Raw genomic sequence first — 22568 nt, 5'->3', positions numbered from 1 at the left:
CATTATAAATACATTAGACCTTAAAACCCGCCATATTATGCGTCACTAAGCTTACATTTGAATATATATTGTTTAATCACATTTTACTTAATTTTACTATTAGTAAAATCGTAAAGAAAAACTTTACACAGCCGAAATTACAATGCGAGAATGTGCAATAATTCACGTAAAACCGGAAGGATAACGATTCCCAGTTCATAGATTCACGATTAAATTCCGAACTTTCCTGTGGATAAGCTGTGCAAAAAAACAGGTTAATCGTTTTAATATTTAGAAACATTTAAGATAATATTTCAGAACTGTGTTATTTGATACCAAAACCCTTATACACCGCGACTCTCTGCTATAATCTTAAGCGTAACTTATTTTATTTTTTCTACTTTTTAGGAGTACAGAGAGGACTATTTATAATGTTTTACATTATCGTTAACTTTTTAAGTATCTTTGTCTTTTTAGGCATTGCATTCTTATTCTCAAATGATCGCAAAAACGTGAAGTGGTCACGCATTTTGTTGGTTGTTGCTTTGGAATTGTTGTTGGCCTGGTTCTTCATGAAGTTCAGTATTGGTCAAGATATTGTTAAGGGTGCTGCCGATGCCTTTGCTTGGATTGTTCAAGCCGCTAACATCGGTATTGCCTTCGCCCTACCTGATTGGTTGAAGCCAACGACTGGTATGCCAAACTTCGTAACAAGTGCATTGCTTCCAATGTTGCTTGTTGTGCCATTGTTTGACATTTTGACTTACCTTGGTATCTTGCCATGGTTGGTTAAGTGGATTGGTCGTGGATTATCATTCATTACTGGACAACCAAAGTTTGAAGCTTTCTTCTCAGTTGAAATGATGTTCCTTGGTAACACCGAAGTGCTTGCCGTTTCTGGTGCCCAATTGAACGCTATGAGCGCTCGTCGTAACTACACATTGGCTTTGATGTCAATGAGCTGTGTGACGGCCGCCATCCTTGGTGCCTATACTGCCATGGTTCCCGGTCAATACGTTATGGCCGCTGTACCCCTAAACATTTTGGGTGCAATCGTAATTTCTTCATTACTTAACCCAGTTGAGGTTTCACCTGAAGAAGATACTATTGCCTCAATTCACAAAGAAGGTGAGAAGCGCGAACCATTCTTCTCATTCTTGGGTGACTCAATCTTGAACGCTGGTCGTTTGATTTTGATCATCACTGCCACTGTTATTGCCTTCGTTGCGTTGGCTGGATTCATCGACAAGGTCTTTGCCTTAACTGGTTTGCACTGGTTGTCATTGGAAAACATCTTCGGTGTTGTCCTATTCCCATTTGCTTGGTTGCTAGGTTTCGATACAAACCAAGCCTTCCAAATTGCCCAATTCATGGGAACGAAGTTGGTTACTAACGAATTCGTTGTTATGGGTAAGATTTCTAAGGACATCATGGCCGGAACAGGTTTGTTCGCTAACGAACACGCCAAGGCCGTATTGACTGTCTTCCTTACTAGCTTTGCTAACTTCAGTACAGTTGGTATGATTCTAGGTGCCTTCAAGGGACTTGTTTCAAAGGAAAAGAATGATTACATTGCAGCCCACGTACCACAGATGCTACTTTCAGGTATCTTGGTTTCATTACTTTCAGCTGCTGCTGCCGGACTATTCGTTTGGTAATCATTGTCTAACAAGGGGGAATACCACATGGCAAAACCTGTCATTTTAGATATGGATCCCGGAATTGATGACGCTGCCGCCATTGCGGTTGCTGTTAATCGTCCCGATTTAGATGTTAAATTAATTACTGCAGTTGCGGGTAATGTCAGTGTTGAAAAGACAACCAACAACTCACTTAAACTACTTGAATTTTTTGACCGAACTGATATTCCGGTTGCGCAAGGTGCCAAAGCACCTTTGAAGCGCGAATTCAAAGATGCTTCTTATATTCATGGCGAATCTGGTATGCCTGGTTACGACTTCCCTGAAGTAACAACCAAGCCACTTGCCATTGATGCCGTGGAAGCTATTCACCAAGTTTTAAATGAAAGTGCTGAGCCAATTACAATTATTGGAACTGGCGCATACACTAACCTAGCTTTGCTTTTGCAACAACATCCTGAAGATAAGCCTTTGATTAAGGAATTCATCTTAATGGGTGGCTCAATTTCTGGTGGTAATGTGAGTTCAGTTGCTGAATTCAACGTTTTCACTGATCCAGATGCCGCTGCAATTGTTTTCAAAAGTGAATTACCCATCACAATGATTGGTTTAGACGTGACATTGAACGCTCTCCTTACTGAAGAGAGTACGAACACGTTACGTGAAATGGGTCCTGCTGGTGAAATGTTGTACGGTATCGTTACCGCTTATGAAGATGTGCATGTTGGTGGTAAGCCAATGCACGACGTTAATACGATTTTGTATGCTGTTGACCCTAGCGTCATCGAAACTAAGCCATTCGCAGTAGATGTGGTTACCGAAGGCCCCGCCATCGGTGCGACTGTTGCTGATTTTCAATATCGTTGGCATGAACCTGGCTACACGAACGTAAACGTTGGTGTTGGTATTAATGCCGAAGCTTTCAATACTTGGTTCTTGGAACAAGTTGCCGCAATGAACAAATAGAGATTGGAGAAACCCATGGCCCGTAAAAAAATGATTCTTGATTTAGACACTGGGGTTGATGACGCACTAGCAATTGCTTACGCGCTCGCCACACCTGATGCTGATTTGATTGGAATCGCTGCTTCTTATGGAAACACTTTGGTTGATACCGCTGCTGAAAATAGCTTAAAGCTGTTGGAATTGCTTGGCGCAACCGATGTTCCTGTTTATCGAGGTTTTAGTCATTCTTCAACAACCGATGGTTTTGAAACAATGGAAATCTCAATGGATATTCATGGAAAAAACGGTATTGGTGATGTTGAATTGGCTGCGGCTGCCCGCCCAGTTGAAACAACACCTGCTGTTGATTTCATGATTGAAGCAGCGCATACCTACCAAGACAATTTGATTATTGTGCCAACTGGTCCATTAACTAATCTTGCGGCAGCGATGCAAAAAGATCCTGAAATCATCGACCTCATTGGTAACATTACCTTAATGGGTGGTGCCTTGACTGTTCCTGGTAACGTCACACCTTACACCGAGGCCAACATCAACCAAGACCCAGAAGCAGCTGATTATGTTTATAAGCATGCTAAGCACTTGGTTATGGTTGGACTTGATGTCACAATGCAAACCCTTTTGACCAAAAAGGAAACCCAAGAGTGGCGTGACTTAGGTACAGAAAAAGGTCGTGTCTTTGCTGACATTTTCGACTACTATATTGAGGCGTATGATCGTTTGGATATCGATAAGCGTGGTGCCGCCCTACACGACCCACTAGCTGTTGGTGTTGCGGTTGATCCAAAGTTGGTGACTCTGTTACCAATCAACATGATGGTAACCCACGAAGATGGACGTACCATTGGTGATCCAGAACGTGCGTTAGATCCTGTTAAAACAGACTTTGCCGCCGTTGAAGTTGATACTGCAGATTATCTTGATCGCTTTATGAACTACACAAACCAAATTCTAGGTTAAACAAAAACACCCGCTGCAATAATTGCAGCGGGTGTTTTTCTGTAAAATTATCACTGATGGTTGCTAATCGTAATTATTTAAGTAATCATCACAATTAGACGCAGTCAAGCAATTCTTCTTGTAAGGGCACTGGTACCATTACTCATACAGAAATTTGATTATCAAACCAGGCATGCAGTTAATCATCTATCAACATTGTTTATAAACCTAGATATCAGCATATGAAATGCTTCAAAATGTGCTACAATCAATGCAAAGAGACATGTCGAGGTTGAAACAGCTATGAAAACAAACCCGTATATACGCTTTAGTATTTATGCCAGTTTAATCAGCGTATTATTGCTATTACAAAATAGCCAACACGTATTTCAATTAAATCTTTTGATTACGCTTATCACAATTTGGGCGTGTCTGCTCTTCTTTGCGTATTTTGAAGCACAACACATCAAACAACAAGGCCACATTGCTAAGGCCTTACGCGAGCAACCAGAGCTAATTCCGGTCATTCTAGCAAAGACATCACTGAATATATCTGATATTAAAACATTGATGCAGCCAACACGTTCATATCGAAGCTCGACGCTAGCACAAGTTGAAAATATAATTACCCAATACCAGGAGAATTAATATGATTGCAAAAGTCATTTGGCGCGGTATCACCGTAATCTTACCGCTTGCCACATTCGCGCTTGTTTTTGTCTTTCCACAGACATGGGCACGCATCACTTTCGTTGTTTTGGCACTATTTGAAGCCCTTGTTTTTTACCTACTTGAAAAATTACTACGTGATCCAAATAACGATCCCGACGATTACACAAAATAAAAAGCAGCAGACTTAAAGTCTGCTGCTTTTTATTTTTCATCATCAGATTTTGGCGCAAAGGCAATGAAGTAAAACGCACCTGGAATCACAAAGGTACCAATAATTTTACCAATATCACGCGCATCAGCTGACAAATCCATTGATGTAATTTGCACAACTGCGGCTAGGGTTAGAATTAAAGCAATGACCAACGCCCACTTCCGCTCAACTTTTAAATATTTCATACTTGCTCCTCATGCGTTATTTCTTTCATTTTAGCACAAAAAAAACGACTAAATTTACATTTAGTCGTTTTCACTTTATTCAAATACCATTTGATTATGGTACAACTCTGCGTAGAAACCATCTTGAGCCAAGAGCTCTTGATGAGTTCCTTCTTCGATAATATTTCCGTTTTTTAACACAACAATCTTATCTGCATTCAAAATGGTCTTCAATCGATGCGCAATCACAAAGCTCGTTCGTCCGGCAATGACATTATCCATGGCCTTTTGAATCTTCGCTTCCGTCACCGTATCGACGTTAGATGTTGCTTCATCCAAAATCAAAAGTTCTGGGTTCGTTAAGATGGTACGAGCAATTGAAAGTAATTGCTTTTGTCCAGTTGAGAAGACTGAATTTTCATCACTAACTTCCGTATCGTATTGCTCAGGCAATGACATGATGAAATCATGAATATTAGCTTGCTTGGCTGCAGAGACGACTTCCTCGTCCGTGGCGTCAGGCTTTCCATACGTGATGTTATAACGAATGGTTCCAGTGAAGATGATTGAATCTTGTAACACAATCCCAACATGATCACGCAAATTCTTCAATGACATATCCCGAACGTCGATACCATCGAACTTCACTGCCCCCGAATCAACATCATAGAAACGATTCAAGAGGTTCATCACCGTTGTCTTACCTGACCCTGTTGGACCAACCAAGGCAACCATCTTTCCCTTATCCACTTCAATGGAAATCCCATGCAATATTTCTTTACCAGGATTATAACTAAAGTGAATGTCGTCTAATTCCACCTTATCCTTCAAACCATCAAAAGCAACGGGTTCGGCTGGACTAACTTCATCCTTTTGTGCAAAGACTTCGTCAAGACGACGCGCTCCGGTCACAGCCAATTGCAACATGTTGTATGTTGACGTGATTTGGCTGATTGGTTGATAGAATTGTTGTGAGAAGTTCACGAACATCACAATCATCCCTAGGGCAGTTGCACGATCTAAACTACCATTCAATGCTAAGTAACCACCAAAGAAAATGACAATCGCTGTGTTAACCAGGCTCATCCCCATCATCAATGGATTAAGGATTCCTGACCAAACTTGACCACGATAAGTTGCTTGTTGCACCTTATCATTGTGTTCCATAAATTCATCAATTGAACCAGCTTGCAAACCATTCGTGATAATCACTTTTTCACCATTGATTTGTTCGTTCACGTATCCATTCAAATGACCAACTTCTTCTTGCTGTAAATTAACATAGCGTTGTGCTTGCGTAATAATAATTACTGACAGTAGCACCGCAATTGGCGTTGATGCAATGGTTACCCATGCCAACTGCACGTTTTGGTGGAACATCATCACCACTACACCCACCAATAGCACTAATTGGGCAAATAGTTGGAAAATGGCTTCGTTCATCGCGTTGAAAATGTTATCCAAATCCGATGTGAAACGTGACAGCACTTCACCATCTCGATGTGAGTCAAAATACTTCACGGTCATGCGTTGAATCTTCGCAAACAAACCAGTTCGCATATCATCAACTGAACGAGATGAGATAATGGCTTGTGCCATTGAAACAATGAATAGGCCAACTCCCATCATCACAATAAAGAGTAAAAACATTTCTACAGCATTATAAACTTGCGTCATTGACGCTTGTTTTGCCGTAGCAGGGTTAGATTTCAACATTAAATAATTGGCAATTTCTTGAATCGCCTTTCCCATATATACGGGCGCTTTAACTTGAAAATACGTTGCCAAAATTGTAAACACAGCGATGATCAACATCCCTAATTTATAGTGCTTAAAATATCGGGCAAAGAATTTTATTGCATGCCATAAACTTTGCATTAGTCAATCACCTCCTGTGCTTTTTGAGTTTCATAAATTTCACGATAAACCGGTGATGACGCTACTAATTCGCGATGTGTTCCCGCAGCAATGAGTTCACCATCCTGCATAACAAAGATACGATCAGCCTTAATCACTGATGAAATCTTTTCTGCAATCACAAATTTAGTTGTATCAGGTAGGTCAGCTTCAAGTGCTTCTTGCACTAACTTTTCTGAACGAGCATCCAACGCTGACGTTGAATCATCTAAAATCAAAACGGATGGGTCTCCAATAACGCCACGTGCAATGGACAAGCGTTGCTTTTGCCCACCAGAAAAGTTTGCTGAACGCTCCACGACTTCATGTTCGTATTGGTCATCATACTTTTCAATAAATTCAGCTGCTTGTGCCATATCAGCAGCGTGCTTCATATCGGCAGTATCAGCATCAAACTTACCTTGTTTCAAATTATCTGAGATTTTACCAGAGAATAAAATCGCTTTTTGTTGCACAAAGGCGACTGCCTTACGCAATGACTTTTCATTCACCTTTTTCAAATTTTCATGACCGACTGAAACGACACCGTCGGTTGGGTCATATAGGCGCGGGATCAATTGCGCAAGCGTAGATTTACCTGATCCTGTTGCACCTACTAATCCAATCATCTCACCTTGCTTGACCTTAAATGATACATCCTTCAAGACCTCATGCTCATCTCCTGGATAAGCAAATGATACATGGTCAAATTCAACATCCCCAGATAATTTTTCTTCAGCTGCATTGGCATCGAATGTAAGGTCAGGCTTGGTATCCATAACTTCTTTAATTCGCTTCGTTGATTCAATTCCACGAGCCGCAAACATTGACATAAATCCTGCCATAACAATGGCATTCATAATTTGCATCAAATAATTCACGAATGAAGTCAAAGCTCCCAACATGGTTGGATCGGAAACAATATTACGTGCCACAAAAATGATTGATACGGCAATTGCTAGTTCACCAATCAACATAAAGGCAGGCATTAAAATACCAAATAGGTATCCAATTTTAATATTGATATCCGTCAATTCTTTTGAATTTGCATCAAAACGAACTTCTTCATTGTGCTCTTGGTTAAATGACTTAACGACGCGCACACCTTGCAAATTTTCTTTAGCCATATTATTCGTCTTGTCCAATAAATTCTGGAATTTACCGAATAACTTACCCATTGGTGACAAAACACCCATCGTAATGACGACAACCAGGATAACCATAACTAAAATAACCCACCATAGACGTGGCAATGTCGTCAATGCCAATACTAAGGCACCAATAAAGAGAATTGGCACACGTAAGAGGGATTGGAAGAAGACCATCACAATCGTTTGGACTTGTTGTACGTCATTCGTCATGCGCACGACGAGACTTCCAGTTGAGAAACGTTCAATGTTTCCAAACGAGAATGTTTGGACCTTCTTATATTCAGCGGCACGTAAATCTGCTGCAGTTCCCGTTCCAATTTTGGCTGCAAAAATCGTGTTAATTGCTCCAGCAACTAAGCCAATCAAAGCTACCACAATTAATTGAATCCCCAACGGAATCATCAGATTCATTTTATCATCGGCGATTGCTTGGACCACTTGTTGTAGCAACTTCGGTTGCCACAAAGATGTAACGGCAGCGATGGCAATTGTTATCACCGCCCACACAACATCTTTCTTATATTTCCCAATATATGGGATTAAAAATTTCACCATATCGTTCTCCTATTACTTCGTGCCTTAACATGTGTTCTTATTTTATCACAATATTTTAATAAATCACGCAAAACGTTAGTGTTATCAACACATTTAGTAATGTGTCTGTTTTACTTCCATCAAAAACGAAAACACACCTACGACTAGGTGTGTTTTTGTATGATTAATCAATAACGTATTTTTCAAAGCGACCCAATTGGGTTGGCGTTAGTACCACTTGCATTTGCGTGCCATTCTCAACGTATTCCGTTGAGAGAACTGTTGCTTGATCGTTTAATTCTGAAACCACTTGACCTTGGTCAAATGGAATCAAAACAGTCTTCTCAATTAAGTCTGAAAAGATGTGCTGGCGAACTGCGTCCAACAACATATCTTGTGAACTTTCCTCTGGTGCAGAGAGAATGAGATCATCCCCTTCACGCTCAGGATATGGCACACCATCACACTTATCCGCCTTGTTATAGACAACAATCATTGGGATGTCACCCACCCCAATCTCTTTAAGCGTATCGGCAGTCGTTTTCATCATTTCCTTATAATTAGGGTCCGAATAATCGACAACTTGAACCAAAAGGTCGGCCGAGGCAGCCTCAGCTAGCGTTGCTTTAAAGGCCGCTACTAATCCGTGAGGTAAATGTGAGACAAATCCAACCGTGTCAGATAACAAAAAACTTTGCTTATCAGGTAAGTTCAATTTACGAACCGACGTTTCCAACGTCGCAAATAACATATCGGCTTGGAAGACGGTCTTCTCTTGATTCTCACCGAAGCGACGTACCATTGCGTTCATAATCGTTGATTTACCAGCATTAGTATACCCAATCAAAGCAACATTTTTAATGTTTTCCTTCTCACGACGTGCACGACGTGTCGCATCGTCAGCTTCAATTTCAGCCAATTCCTTACGCAATTCGCCAATTTGATGTTCAATATGACGACGATTCATTTCAAGCTTTGTTTCACCAGCCCCACGACTCGTAAAGCTACCACCATTACCACCAGTTTGTTGGTCCAAGCGTACATTCATTGATGTACGTAAACGTGGTAACTGATATTGTAATTGGGCAATTTCGACTTGAAGCTTGGCGACCTTTGTCTTAGCGCGTGATGCGAAAATATCCAAAATTAACGCAGTACGGTCAATAACCGTGGCACCAGTTCCAGCCTCCAAATTACGAATCTGTGATGGCGTCAATTCATCATTAGTAACCACCATATCAACCTGATAGTAATCAACCGCTTCTTTTAGTGCCTCGACTTTTCCTTTTCCAAAATAGGTTCCTGGGTTCGGGCGGTCAAGCTTTTGTGTGACAGTTGACACTGGGTTCATATGATTGGCTTCAACTAAGTTAGCCAATTCTTCCATCTGATAATCAAAATCATCATTTTGACGATCTAACCCAGCTAAGATTACTGGACGCTTTTCGTCCATTTCATTTTCTATCATTTAAATTCCTATTCTTTACCAAATTGTTGTTGTATCGTTATAGGCTTCCATCGTTAAATCATCTTCTGAGACGGTCCAAACTGAAACCATGCCGTTTTCGGGTGCAACCTTGGCTGTAGCTTCGTCAGCAAAGCGTGCCGCAACATTCCGTACGACTGTTCCGTGTGCCACCACTAACACGTTCTCTCCATCAGTGTGGTTTGCACGTAATTGATCCATTCCAGCATCAAATCGCTTCCAGAACATTGCTGAATCTTCCGCATCCTCAAAGGCATCAAATTCACGGCAAGCATCCATTGTGCCATCGGCTCCTAATTCAGCCACCAAATCACTATATGTATTGATTTGCCCATTTGGAAGACCCTTCTTTTCAGCAATCTCTGGTGCAATGACATCACCGCGTAAGCCCTCATAACTTCCAAAGAAGACTTCACGGAAGTTCCAGATTTCGGTTGGCTTAAATAAATCACCGCTCTTTTGATTTGCTTCCAAAATGTGTTCCGCCGTAATGCGCGCACGTGATAAATCTGAAGAATAAGCAGCATCAAAGTGCACATTAGCTAAACGTGTTCCTGCTGCATCGGCATCAGAAAGTCCACTTTCAGTTAGCGGTGCGTCCGTCCACCCTTGCATCCGTCCATACTTATTTAAGTATGTTTGACCGTGTCGTACTAAGTATAAGTTAAATGCCATTGTGCTCACTCCTCATCATCGTTGTTCGTTGTCGTATGTTACCCTTATTATAGCATTTTTATGGTTAATAATTCTAACTGCGTCCAGTCAAATTTTAATTGACAACAAATTATGCCATCTGTTATAGTTAACTATTGTTGTGATGATATTTTGGCCCAATGGTCAAGTGGTCAAGACGTCGCGTTCTCAGCGCGGAATCCAGGGTTCGACTCCCTGTTGGGCTATCAATTTGTAGATAGTCAACAAATTATCATCATGGCCCAATGGTCAAGTGGTCAAGACGTCGCGTTCTCAGCGCGGAATCCAGGGTTCGACTCCCTGTTGGGCTATCAGTCATTACCCCACGTGAGCGCAATTTCGATTGCGCTTTTTATTTTGCTCAAAAACGACTATGGTTACCCTATAAATGAAAAAAAGCATCCGCCACATCATAGCATCATCATTTTTCTTCACACATCGTGCACAAAATACATTACAATGAACACAATAAGAAAAAAAGGACGGAATATTATGCCAACTTTCATCTCATGGAACATTGATAGTATCAATGCTGCCGTCGAACATAAATCTCCACGTGGCGAAATGACCTGGGCTACTTTGCAACATCTTGCCGAGCTTGCTCCAGACGTCTTAGCCATTCAAGAAACGAAGCTACGCCCAACTGGCCTAACCAAAAAACAAGCAGCTGCGCTTGATGAGCTTTTCCCAGAATATCACCGCTATTTGAATTTCAGTACCGCGCGTACCGGTTATTCTGGAACGATGATGCTTACCAAGACGGAGCCATTATCCGTTACGATGCCTGAAATCGGTGCGCCTGGCGAAATGGACCAAGAAGGTCGCATTATCACCCTCGAGTTTCCCAATGCCTTTGTATCGACTGTTTATACGCCAAATTCAGGCCGTGAACTGGCTCGGCTTGAAGATCGTCAAGCCTGGGATAAAGCCTACACGACTTACATCGATTCGCTAAATGCAGAAAAGCCAGTCATTTTTTCTGGTGACTTTAACGTTGCGCATGAAGAAATCGATTTGAAGAACCCAAAGACAAATCATCACAGTGCTGGCTTTACCGATGAAGAACGCGCTGACTTCACTGATTTGCTCAAGGCTGGTTACATTGATACCTTCCGTACGTTACACCCTGAAGCAACCGGGGTTTATACGTGGTGGTCACAAATCGCCAAGCAATCAAAGGTCAACAATGCCGGGTGGCGTATTGATTATTACCTTATTTCAAATCAACTTGGTGACAAATTGGTTAGTCTCGATGTCATCGATACCGGTGCTCGTCAAGATCATGCACCAATCCAACTTGTCCTAAAAGACTTTAGCCTTAATTAAAAAAACAGCTCAAGCATGTGCTTGAGCTGTTTTTATTTGCTCGTCATAACAAAAAAAGCACCCGAAAATTCCGGGTGCTTTTGTTTAACTTTAAATTTGCTTAGATTTCATCCAACAATAGTTGCTTGATTTCTTCCAAGAATGGTTGACGTGGGTTAGTACCGATTGTTTGGTCATCATAAACTAAGTCTGACAAACGATCAACACTTTCTTCGACAGACTTCTTTGAAACACCGTTACCAGTCAATGTTGTATCAACATCCAAGGCATCAGTCAATTCCTTAATCTTAGCTAGCAAAGCATCAACAAGGGCTGCATCATCCTTACCTTCCAAACCGATGTAACGTGCGATATCAGCGTAATCCTTTTGTGCACGGTATGTTTCGTAACGTGGGAATGGTGTACGCTTAACGTTTCCAGTAACCGCGTTGAACTTAATAACGTGTGGCATAGCAATTGAGATAGCCAATCCGTGAGGCAAGTTGAATTCTCCACCTGTCTTGTGGGCAATCGCGTGGTTCAATCCCAAGAAGGCGTTGGCGAATGACATTCCAGCCAATGTTGCAGCGTAGTGCATGTTAGCACGGGCTGTTTGACCTTCCTTGGTTGGGTGTTGTGGATCATAGTTGTATGATTCAACCAAGTTATCAAAGATTAACTTGATAGCTTGCAAAGCCCATGGACGAGTAAAGTCTGAAGCCATAACTGAAACATATGATTCCAAGGCGTGTGACAATGAATCCAAACCTGAGTATGCAACTGTACGCTTTGGCACAGTCATAACGAATTCAGGGTCAACGATAGCAGCTTGTGGAGTCAAAGCATAATCAGCCAATGGATACTTCACGTGAGTTTCGTCATCAGTGATAACCGCGAATGGTGTAACTTCTGAACCAGTACCTGAAGTTGTTGGGATAGCAATCATCTTAGTTAGTGGTTGCTCTTCAAACTTAACGATACGCTTACGGATATCGATAAACTTTTGTTGCAACTTTTGGAAGAGTTCCTTCATTGCTTCAGGATCATCCAAGACACCTTCGTGTTGTTGTGAGTATTCGTAGATGTAACGCGCAATCTTACCTGCATCAAGTGCTGATCCACCACCAATTAGGATAACAGTATCAGGCTTGAAGTCAGCCATTTGCTTAGCAATTTCGATTGTTTGTCCAAGTGTTGGGTCAGGCTTAACAGTTCCGTAAATTGAAGTCTTAACAGGCTCCTCACGCAATGCAAGTTGATCAAGCACTTCATCAACGAACCCGAATTGAACCATACCTGGGTCAGCAACGATAAAGGCACGTTCTACACCTTCAACATCTTGCAAGTATGAAATTCCGTTTGATTCGTAGTAAATGTTCTCTGGTAGACGTACCCATTGTGGACGGTTACGACGACGAGCAACAGTTTTAACATTCAATAGATCATCTGTAGACAAGTTATGTGACAATGAATTCTTCCCCCATGAACCAGTTCCAAGCGTCAATGATGGACGCATAGCATCTGAATAAACGTCTCCGATTCCACCAAGTGTATCTGGTTGGTTAACCAAGATACGTGATGCTTCAACGGCGTCAGCATATTCCTTAACAAATGGGTCATTTTGAGCCCCGATTTGGATAGCGGCGTTGTGTCCGGCACCTTGGTAGTTAAGCAATGAACGCACGATTTCGATCGCTTCGTCACGTGATTCTGCCTTATAGACTGAAAGCATTGGGCTCAACTTTTCTGATGACAAAGCTTCACCGATATTCTTCTTGTCCAATTCAAACAACAAGATATCCTTACCTTCAGGAACCTTAACACCAGCTTGTTCAGCAATCCAAGGTCCTGGACGTCCGGCAACAGGTCCAGCGACTCCATAACCTTCAGCATTTGGCTTGAAGGCGTAGTCAGCAATCTTTTGGTAGTCCTTCTTAGGAACCAAGTAACCACCTTGCTTTTGCAATTGGTCCATAAACTTGTCATAAACTGATGCATCAATAACAACTGAGTTTTCAGCAGCACAGATCATACTGTTGTCGAAACGCTTTGAAATAAGCAAATCTTCAACGGCACGTTCGATGTTAGCTGTAGCATCAATGTAAACGGCACCGTTACCAGCACCAACACCCATTGATGGATTACCTGAGTGCAAAGCAGCGTTAACCATTCCAGGTCCACCAGTTGCCAAGATTGAAGCAATACCAGGATTTGTAATCAATGCATTTGTGGCATCGATTGATGGGTTTTCAATCCATTGGATAAAGTTCTTTGGGGCACCAGCCTTAACAGCTGCATCGTAAACGATTTGTGCGGCGTGAACAGATGACTTTTGAGCTTGTGGGTGGAACGCAAAGATAATTACGTTACGTGTCTTAGCCGCCATCATTGACTTGAAAATAGTCGTTGATGTTGGGTTAGTTGTTGGCACGATACCAGCTAAAATACCAAGTGGGGCAGCAACCTTAACTTGTCCCTTAACCTTGTCTTCACTGATAACACCAACAGTGCGGTCGTTACGGATAGCGTTATAAACAGATTCTGAAGCGAACTTGTTCTTAGTATCCTTATCTTCAACAACGCCACGACCAGTTTCATCGTGTGCTTCGTGAGCAAGAAGCAATGAGTTTTCTGAACCAGCCAATGCCATTGCTGCAACAATCTTGTCGACTTGTTCTTGGCTAAATGTCTTAAATTCGTTAAAGGCAACTTGAGCCTTTTCTACCAAAGCTTGTGTTTGTGCCTCGGCGTCGGCCTTCTTTTGAGCCTTCTCTTCTGGAGTTAATTCTTTTTTCTTATTCTTAGGTGCTTCTGCCATCGGTAAGATCTCCTCTTTTATATAGGTTTTATTTCTTTATCTCTATCAACAATACTTAGTATAACATTTCACAAAGTAGTGTCAACAGTTCTTGTGAAGTTTTTTTCAAACTATTTTGAAACGGTTTAACACTGGTTTTATCATTTCATATTCATGCATGCTATCTATATGTGACTTTAATCACATAAGGGTGCTATTTCCTATATTTTTACACAATCGTTTAATCTGATCTGCTAAATAAAAAACCACAGTTTCTATATATAGAAACTGTGGTTTTTACGCACTACCAAATAATCACGCGTTCACTTGGCTCGCGATACATTCCGTCCGTTGGTTTTACATCATAAGTTTGATAGAATTCATCAAAATTTGTTACCGGTACATTGGCCCGATAATTATTTGGTGCATGGACATCAACTGCCGTCACCATCTTCGCATACTCAGGGCGACGCTTCTGACGCCAAATTCGTGCCCAATTCGTGAAGAATTCATCAGCAGAGTAATCATCTTCTAACTGTGCGGCTTGTAATGCGTCTGCAAGACCGCCTAAATCAGCCACGTTTTCTGAAACAGTTAGCTTACCGTTAACCGGAACACCTTCCACGTCAAGTCCATCGAATTGATCGACGACTTTTTGTGTCCGCTCCTTAAAGGCAGCAAAGTCAGCTTCAGTCCACCAGTTATTTAAATTACCATGTTCATCGAACTCCGCTCCATTTGTGTCAAAAGCGTGTGAAATTTCATGGGCAATCACAGCTCCAATACCACCATAATTTTGTGATGACGTTTGGTCAAGACTGTAGAACGGTGCTTGTAAGATAGCAGCTGGGAAGACGATTTGATTTTGTTGTGGATCATAGTAGGCATTAACCATATTTGCTGGCATCCCCCATTCAGATTGATCCACTGGTTGATTCCAACGACCCCATGCCTCCTCAGTCGCTTGTTCACGGAAGCGACGTGCTGCAGAAATAAGATCATCGTCATCTTGAATAACACGCTTAGCAAAACGCTCAGGTAGCTTTTCTGGATAACCAATGTGGGGATTAATCACACTTAGTTTAACTTGAGCCTTTTGCTTTGTCTCTTCTTGCAACCAGTCTACGGCGTTCAAACGTTCTTTATAGACCTCAATCATCGTTTGCACCTTGTGCTCAACATCCGCCTTTGCTTCAGGCGAGAATTTTTCACCGGCATACCATAGCCCTAATGGTTGGTCATAGAACGATTCCGCCAAGTAATAGGCTGACTTACGTTGCGAGCTTGCTTCTGGAACACCAGATACATAACGTCCATAGGCACCCGCCTTTAAACGAATATCGTCAGATAAATAAGCTGTAAAGCTATTTACAATCGCAACAAGTAAGTGCGCCTTTAACAAAGGCCACGCCTCTTCTGAATAGAACAAATCCGCGTGCTTCCAAAAGTCATCTTCTGAAACAATAATGTCAGCTGGCAACTGACCTAATTGCGCTTGAATCAAAGTAGTGACATCCAAAGAACCAGCCATTTTCACAAATTCATCCCAAGTATAAGGGTGATAGACGTTCGTAATTTCTGACGCCGTCTCATTACTCATGACATGCTCAGCAACACGCGCATCAAAGGCCAAATTCTTCGTTAAGATATCATCAATTTCAGTGTCTGAAAATCCAAAGGCCTTGAATAACGCAGTTTGCGACTCACGCCACTTATCCAGTAACTCCTGCTTTTGTGGGTGATCATCAGCATAATACGTCGTGTCAGGTAAGATAGTTCCAAAACTATCGGCCCAAAGCACATTCGTTTGCGCATCCTTAAAATCCGGTGCAATACCAAATGGTACCCCATTCGGTAAACCAGCTTGTTCTAATTCAACTAAATGCGCATTGTAGTCCTCAAATGATTCTAGTGCTTGATACTTCGCAATTAAATCTGACACAGGCGCAGAACCTTTAGCATTACGCGTTTCCCAATCACTAGCCAGCTTGTGATATTTTACAAAGTTTTGCAAAATTGGGTCACTTGGGACATCTTTCCCAGCTAACCATTCATCTGTTGTATCCAACATAAGCGTTTCAATCTCATCGCTCAAATCATTGAATCCACCTGTGCGGGGCTTATCATCAGGAATAACCGCTTTTGCTTGCCATTCTCCATTGACTGCTTCGTACAAATCATCTTGTTTACGTACTTTTGTCATTTCAGCACCTCATTTTTATATAGTAATACTAGTTTAGCACATTTCTCATTAATATCTAATAAAAAACCAAGCAACAGATAAGTTGCCTGGTTTTTCATGCTATTGTACGTGCCAATCTTTCAACTTCTGATCGATTTGCTCATTCAATTTCGTGTTATATTTTTGGGTTTCTGACTTAACAACTTGATCTTGAACAGTCTTTTGTGCCTTTTTATTCTTTAAGAAGTCAGGATCCTGCTTGTAGCGCTTAGCAAATTCAATCTTCACTTGCTTGGCCACTGCATCCGAAATGGTCTTCTCAGAATTTTTGTTCAAACCTTCCAATTGTTGGTATTGATTCGTTGAAATCACATGCCAGTCTTTAGGAATTGTCATCACATAGGCAGTTTTAGTGTCTGTCTTTTGACTTTGTCCCATTCGCATAAACCGATCAAATGCATTATCAGTTTGATAAGTCGTTAAATTGGTTTTCAAAGTTGCGGGCGTCCCAATCTTTAGCGTCATCTTCGTTCCTTCAGCTAAAGTTTGGTAAGTCTTATCACCCATATCATAAGTATAACGCTTGCCACCGTCGACTTTCTCTGTCGTGATGAATTTGTATGAACCTAACTCCTCAGCCGGCTTAATCTTTTCAGTTGTTGAGTCAGAACGTTTTGTCATAAACAAGTGTTTTGAGTCATCAACTCGTAGTCCCCAAACGTTTACACCAATCAAAGCAATTCCGATGACCAACGGAATCCAACGAATTGAACGGTGTTGTACGAATTGGAGTAATGTATAAAGCAAAAACACAATTCCTAGTACTAATAATACAATCATAGATATAATACCTCATTAATTTATCTTAAGTACTAAGTGTATCAAATTTTCGAACTTTATGCTTTATCTTGAGCCGCCCAAATGTTAATTGGCCCAAATTGATGTCCCACTTCAATCGTTTCGGCAATGGCTTGATATGTCAATGTCTTTGCTAATTTAACAGCTTCCAAAATTGACTGTCCTTTGGCCAATTCAGCCACGATAACAGACGACAAAGTATCCCCCGTTCCATTAATGTGCGTTGTATCGACATATGGCTCTGTTAGCCAGTGTGTTTCCCCATTTTCAAGTAACAATAGGTCCGTTACTTCAAGTTGCTTAGCGTCGGCATGACGCCCTTTTAACAGCACATTCTTTGCACCAAAACTTTGAATTTTGCGTGCCGCTACCTCCATATCGTCAGGTGAATCAATGCTCATATCAGCTAATAACTCACCTTCATAAATATTTGGTGTTGTAATCGTCGCTAGAGGTAGCAATTCGGTTTGCACCGCTTTAATCGCATCCATCTCTAACAAAGTTGCCCCATGTTTGGTTGAAATAACCGGATCAACAACCAAATCACCAAATGAAACACGATTTAGATTTTCAACAACATTATGAATAATAGCTCGGTCAGCCAACATGCCTGTTTTTGCTGCTCGAATCTCAAAGTCATCGGCAATACTTGTAAATTGTTGCGTAATAAAATCCAATGGCATTGTGCGTTGGTCTTGAATGCCATATGAATTTCCAGCTACGGCAGCTGTCAAAATCATCATACCATAAGTATCTCGTGCAAAAAAAGTGTGTAAATCCGCTGGCCCACCAGCTGATCCGTCACTATCATTACCTGCAATTGTCACCACTTGAGGAAAGCTATTTACCATGTCGAGTTCACTCCTATTGATTTAATTATTCTCATTATAGGTTAATTGAGCCAAATAAAAAAGCTAGAAAACATCAATAAATGATATTTTCTAGCTTTTATTTTTAGTAAAACGATTAGCTAATCAACGCAGGTTGATTAAACCAATGGTTCCCACTTCCAGTCAGTGAATTCTTCAATATCACGACCTTCGTTACGAGTAACGTCGAAGTGCTTTGCCAAGATGTTGTCCATCTTCTCCAAGAAAGCGCCAGCCTTCTCTTCGTTGATAACGCCATTAGCTGCCAAAGTAGCAACAGCATCCTTAGCTTGGTGGAAACGATCCAATTCTGAGTATACACGCATGTCGTATTGCGTAGTAATATCACCATCTTCACGGTAACCGTGTGGGTGCAATCCCAAGTGTTGACGTTGGTAGAAGAATGATTCAATCAAATCTTCGTAACCGTGGAATCCGAAGATTACAGGTGTTCCAGATTCACCGAAGTATTCAGCAAATTCGTCATCTGACAATGAACGTTCGTCGTTCATTGCACCATTCTTAGCTTGCAAACGCATCAATTCAACAACGTTGACGTAGCGCATTGCAACTTCAGGGAAGGCATGGTTAACAAGGTCAACAGCAGCCAAAGTTTCGATAGTAGGTTCCGCACCGGCTGAAGCAAATACGATATCTGCCTTACCTTGTGGAGCAGTAGATGCCCAATCGATAACTGCCAAACCTTCGTTTGCCAAAACATCAGCTTCTTCAGCAGAGAACCATTGTTGACGTGGTTGCTTTGAGGCAACAACGTGATTGATCTTGCTACGTTCTGAGAACGCACGGCTGAATACAGCCAACAAAGTGTTTCCATCAGCTGGCAAGTATTGGCGAATGAAGTCTGACTTCTTTTCGGCCAAGTGTGTCAACATACCTGGATCTTGGTGTGTGTAACCGTTGTGATCTTGTTGGAATACAGTTGAAGTTGAAATCAAGTTCAATGATGGGTAATCATTACGCCATGATTGTTCTGAGGCGTGACGCAACCACTTGAAGTGTTGTGTGATCATTGAGTCAACGACACGTAGGAATGATTCGTATGATGCGAATACACCAACACGACCAGTCAATGTGTATGCTTCCAACCAACCTTCAGCTTGGTGTTCTGAAAGTTGTGAATCGATGATACGTCCTTCAGGAGCAACGAATTCGTCATTAGGGAATTCAGTTTGTTCCATCCATTGACGGTTAGTCATCTTGAACATGTCCCATAGACGGTTTGACATTGTTTCATCAGGTCCGAAGATACGGAATGATGTAGGGTTCATGCGTGCAACTTCAGCAAAGAATCCTGACAATACGTTCATGTCCATGTTACGGTTTCCGTCAGCTAATTCAGTACCACGGTTTTCGGCAGTAATTTCGTTAGCAAACTTCTTCCAATCTGGCAAATCCAAATCCTTTGATGATTGACCCTTAGGGGCACCACCGTTAGTGATTGGGTTGTCAGAAATACGCTTGTCACCCTTAGGGGCGATTTCAGCGATTTCTTCCTTCAATGAACCATCAGCGTTGAACAATTCTTCAGGCTTGTATGAGTTCATCCATTCTTCGAATTGGTCCAATGTTTCCATGTGACCAGCTGACAAAGGAAGTGGCACTTGGTGGGCACGGAATGAATCTTCGATAGGGTTACCCTTAGCGTCGAAACGTGGTCCACCCCAACCCTTTGGCAAGCGAGCGATAATTACAGGCCATGCTGCAATTTCACCGTCTTGGTAACGATCGTTTTCACGAGCGTCCTTTTGGATTGCTTGGATGTCTTCAATAGCTTGGTCAAAGACTTGAGCAGCCTTTTCGTGGTAAGCCATGTAGTCATGAATGTCATCGTTTTCGATGAAACGAGGTGACCATCCCAAACCTTCAAAGAACTTTGAGATTTCTTCGTCTGACATACGTGCAAACAAAGTTGGGTTTGAAATCTTAAATCCGTTAAGATCCAAAATTGGCAAAACCGCACCATCAGTCTTTGGGTTCAAGAACTTGATACCGTTCCATGCAGTCATTGAAGGACCAGTTTCGGCTTCTCCATCACCAACAACAGTGAAACCAAGTTGGTCAGGGTTATCCAACACAGCACCAACGGCGTGTGACAATGAGTAACCTAATTCTCCACCTTCATGCAATGAACCTGGAGTTTGGGCTGTCATGTGAGATCCAATTCCACCAGGGAATGAGAAACGCTTGAACAAACGTGACATACCTTCGATATCTTGAGTAATTTCAGGATAATCTTCAGTGTAAGTACCATCAAGGTATGAGTTCGTAACCATAACTTGTCCACCGTGACCAGGGCCACCGATGTAGAACAAGTTCAAACCGTACTTGTTGATCAAACGGTTTGCGTGAGCGTAAAGGAAAGTTTGACCTGAGATAGTACCCCAGTGTCCGATAGGCTTAACCTTAACGTCTTCAGATGTAATTGGTGTGTTAGTAACTGAGAACAATGGGTTGCTCTTCAAGAAAATCATACCAGCTGAAAGGTAGTTGGTTGCACGCCACCAGGCGTCAACTTTTTCAAGGTATTCTTTTGAATCAAAATCTACTGCCATTTTGATATCTCCTTAATAAATTGTTTGAGAAATAAGTTACGACTTTAGAAGACAATTCTCCTAAGTCAACACAATCATGATAACAGATTTAAATACGACATACAAGAAAAAACCAATAATTGGAACGGTCCAATTATTGGTTTTTGAAATGACGTAAACAGCCTATTCACCATCCAGACTATCAAAGCTATTATATCGCATGTATTTATAATGAATTCTCATGGTTCCAACTTCAAATGGCGTACCATCATCTAGGAAGTAAATCCCAGCCATCACACCTACTGGTTCGGTCGACTTTAAGCCCAAAGCACGCTGATCCTGTGGTGTTGACGGCTCTGCTGAAACTGTCAAAAATGAACGTGTCACAGGTTTCCTCGTCGTTAGTTCGGCATATTTAAATAAGGAAGCATGGACATCCGCTTCAGTTAGATTTGGCAATAACTTTACCGGAACCAATGCATCTTCACTCATGAAAGTTTTGCCCTGCAATTGACGCAATCGTTTAATATGGTATACCTCTTCGCCTTCTTCCAAAAACAAGGCTAATTGCGTATCCTTATCTGCTAATTGTTTATCAAATGAAACTAATTCAATTGCCGGTGCCTCACCGTCAATTCGGAATGAGTCCGAAACGCCCAAACTATGCCCCGTTGATTGGAACATGTTTTGATTCTTCAAATATAGTGGATTCACAAAAGTTCCTGACCCACGTTTCTTAAAAATGATTCCTTGTTGCGCTAGCACATTCAAAGCGCGCTTAATCGAACTCCGTGATACGTCGTATGCAACGGCAAGTGAACGTTCGTCAGGCAGTTTTAACGTCGCAAATTCTTGTTGATTAATCCGCTTTTTCAAGTCAGTTAATACACGTAAGTATATTGCCTCTTGTTCCATCCTACTCTCTCCATCTTGTTAACTTGCGTTTAGCATAACATAAAAGTGGTCCAACCAAAAGCATTTGGTTGGACCACTTTTAATGATTTATTGATAATCAACACCAGCCCATTCGGCCTTAAATTGATTTACAAACTGATGCATCGCCTTATCTCGAATAGCACCAATTCTTTTACCTTCATCAGTATTTAAGTAATCTTTGAGCAAAAATAACTTCTCATCAAAATGATTAATCATCGTTTCACCGGCAGGATTCCGATAATCGGCTTTCGTCTTCAAATCACGTGGTGGGATACTTGGGTCATATAAAATGTGATGGGCTTGGACACCATACTGAATGACACGTGCAACTGCAATCATCCCCATCGCCTCTAGACGATCAGCATCTTGCACAATTTCCCCCGAAATATCCAATGGCTCAGGCTTACCGAAACGTTGCTTACTCCACGACATATTATCGATAATATGGAAAATGGCGGCTTGGCGCGTTGGGTCAATTTCAAGTTCAGTCATTTTATCCGCCACTTGTTGTTTAGCCGCCTCGACATCATCGAACAGCTTATCATCATAAGTATCATGCAAAGTAGCTGCAGCCAAAGTAATGAAAGCATCAGCGGTTGGTTCGGTCTCAAGCAGATGTTGCGCCAACTGCACAACCCGATCAATATGGCCTGTATCATGGCCGCTTTCATCTTGTTGCAACCGTTCACGCATAAAGGCATCAAGTGCGCTTAACTGAATTTGTTCTTGTTCGTTCAT

18 protein-coding genes and 2 tRNA genes are annotated in these 22568 nt (G+C 41.6%); 8 read left to right on the top strand and 12 right to left on the bottom strand.

The window, feature by feature from the left end; genetic code table 11:
- Positions 1-410 precede the first annotated feature (410 nt).
- The 5 genes from IE337_RS00585 (at position 411) to IE337_RS00565 (ending at position 4368) form a co-directional block, all read left to right on the top strand.
- The gene (locus IE337_RS00585) at positions 411-1637 is read left to right on the top strand and encodes a NupC/NupG family nucleoside CNT transporter (protein ID WP_112468715.1); all 1227 of its coding nucleotides are present in this window, start codon (positions 411-413) and stop codon (positions 1635-1637) included.
- Between the two features lie 27 nt (positions 1638-1664).
- Positions 1665-2585, top strand: coding sequence for a ribonucleoside hydrolase RihC (gene rihC, locus IE337_RS00580; protein ID WP_057744981.1), 921 nt, complete (start codon positions 1665-1667; stop codon positions 2583-2585).
- Positions 2586-2600: 15 nt separating this feature from the next.
- Positions 2601-3545 (top strand): nucleoside hydrolase, encoded by a 945-nt coding sequence (locus IE337_RS00575; protein ID WP_191136438.1) that lies wholly within the window; start codon positions 2601-2603, stop codon positions 3543-3545.
- A gap of 282 nt (positions 3546-3827) precedes the next feature.
- Complete coding sequence (locus IE337_RS00570) at positions 3828-4172, top strand: hypothetical protein (protein ID WP_191136437.1); 345 nt, start codon at positions 3828-3830, stop codon at positions 4170-4172.
- 1 nt (position 4173) lies between these two features.
- Positions 4174-4368, top strand: a complete 195-nt coding sequence (locus IE337_RS00565; RefSeq protein WP_191136436.1) for a hypothetical protein — start codon at positions 4174-4176, stop codon at positions 4366-4368.
- 29 nt (positions 4369-4397) lie between these two features.
- On the opposite strand, the gene IE337_RS00560 is transcribed toward IE337_RS00565, so the two are convergent.
- From IE337_RS00560 to IE337_RS00540, 5 genes are all read right to left on the bottom strand, one after another.
- On the bottom strand, positions 4398-4592 hold the full coding sequence (locus tag IE337_RS00560) for a hypothetical protein (protein WP_191136435.1): 195 nt from the start codon (positions 4590-4592) through the stop codon (positions 4398-4400).
- Positions 4593-4667: 75 nt separating this feature from the next.
- The gene (locus tag IE337_RS00555; protein WP_191136434.1) at positions 4668-6449 is read right to left on the bottom strand and encodes an ABC transporter ATP-binding protein; all 1782 of its coding nucleotides are present in this window, start codon (positions 6447-6449) and stop codon (positions 4668-4670) included.
- Entirely contained in the window at positions 6449-8170 is a 1722-nt protein-coding gene (locus IE337_RS00550; protein WP_243185612.1) for an ABC transporter ATP-binding protein, read from the bottom strand. The genes IE337_RS00555 and IE337_RS00550 overlap by 1 nt, the downstream gene beginning before the upstream one ends.
- 166 nt (positions 8171-8336) lie before the next feature.
- Positions 8337-9620: a GTPase HflX gene (hflX, locus tag IE337_RS00545; RefSeq protein WP_191136432.1), complete on the bottom strand. Its 1284-nt coding sequence runs from the start codon at positions 9618-9620 to the stop codon at positions 8337-8339.
- A gap of 15 nt (positions 9621-9635) precedes the next feature.
- Positions 9636-10313 (bottom strand): histidine phosphatase family protein, encoded by a 678-nt coding sequence (locus IE337_RS00540; protein ID WP_057744964.1) that lies wholly within the window; start codon positions 10311-10313, stop codon positions 9636-9638.
- Positions 10314-10465: 152 nt separating this feature from the next.
- Between IE337_RS00540 and IE337_RS00535 the strand changes: the two genes are divergently transcribed.
- The 3 genes from IE337_RS00535 (at position 10466) to IE337_RS00525 (ending at position 11657) form a co-directional block, all read left to right on the top strand.
- Positions 10466-10537, top strand: a tRNA-Glu gene (locus IE337_RS00535).
- A 33-nt stretch (positions 10538-10570) separates the two neighbouring features.
- A tRNA-Glu gene (locus IE337_RS00530) sits at positions 10571-10642 on the top strand.
- Between the two features lie 181 nt (positions 10643-10823).
- Entirely contained in the window at positions 10824-11657 is an 834-nt protein-coding gene (locus tag IE337_RS00525; protein ID WP_057744961.1) for an exodeoxyribonuclease III, read from the top strand.
- Between the two features lie 100 nt (positions 11658-11757).
- Here IE337_RS00525 and adhE read toward each other — a convergent pair whose 3' ends face one another.
- From adhE to IE337_RS00490, 7 genes are all read right to left on the bottom strand, one after another.
- On the bottom strand, positions 11758-14454 hold the full coding sequence (adhE, locus tag IE337_RS00520) for a bifunctional acetaldehyde-CoA/alcohol dehydrogenase (protein ID WP_191136431.1): 2697 nt from the start codon (positions 14452-14454) through the stop codon (positions 11758-11760).
- Positions 14455-14737: 283 nt separating this feature from the next.
- Positions 14738-16636, bottom strand: a complete 1899-nt coding sequence (locus tag IE337_RS00515) for a M13 family metallopeptidase (RefSeq protein WP_191136430.1) — start codon at positions 16634-16636, stop codon at positions 14738-14740.
- 99 nt (positions 16637-16735) lie between these two features.
- On the bottom strand, positions 16736-17455 hold the full coding sequence (locus tag IE337_RS00510) for a DUF4811 domain-containing protein (protein ID WP_191136429.1): 720 nt from the start codon (positions 17453-17455) through the stop codon (positions 16736-16738).
- A 56-nt stretch (positions 17456-17511) separates the two neighbouring features.
- Complete coding sequence (gene thiD, locus IE337_RS00505) at positions 17512-18324, bottom strand: bifunctional hydroxymethylpyrimidine kinase/phosphomethylpyrimidine kinase (RefSeq protein ID WP_141324997.1); 813 nt, start codon at positions 18322-18324, stop codon at positions 17512-17514.
- A gap of 137 nt (positions 18325-18461) precedes the next feature.
- On the bottom strand, positions 18462-20915 hold the full coding sequence (locus tag IE337_RS00500) for a phosphoketolase family protein (protein WP_057744946.1): 2454 nt from the start codon (positions 20913-20915) through the stop codon (positions 18462-18464).
- A 162-nt stretch (positions 20916-21077) separates the two neighbouring features.
- Positions 21078-21809 (bottom strand): GntR family transcriptional regulator, encoded by a 732-nt coding sequence (locus IE337_RS00495; RefSeq protein WP_057744943.1) that lies wholly within the window; start codon positions 21807-21809, stop codon positions 21078-21080.
- A gap of 87 nt (positions 21810-21896) precedes the next feature.
- Positions 21897-22568 carry an HD domain-containing protein gene (locus tag IE337_RS00490; protein WP_191136428.1) on the bottom strand — a complete coding sequence of 224 codons (672 nt, stop codon included), beginning with the start codon at positions 22566-22568 and terminating at the stop codon, positions 21897-21899.

The sequence above is a fragment of the Weissella viridescens genome (genome assembly GCF_014789145.1).
Classification (GTDB): domain Bacteria; phylum Bacillota; class Bacilli; order Lactobacillales; family Lactobacillaceae; genus Weissella; species Weissella viridescens.
The sequence above is the reverse complement of the archived record's forward strand: the minus strand, read 5'-3'. Positions and strand labels throughout refer to the sequence as shown.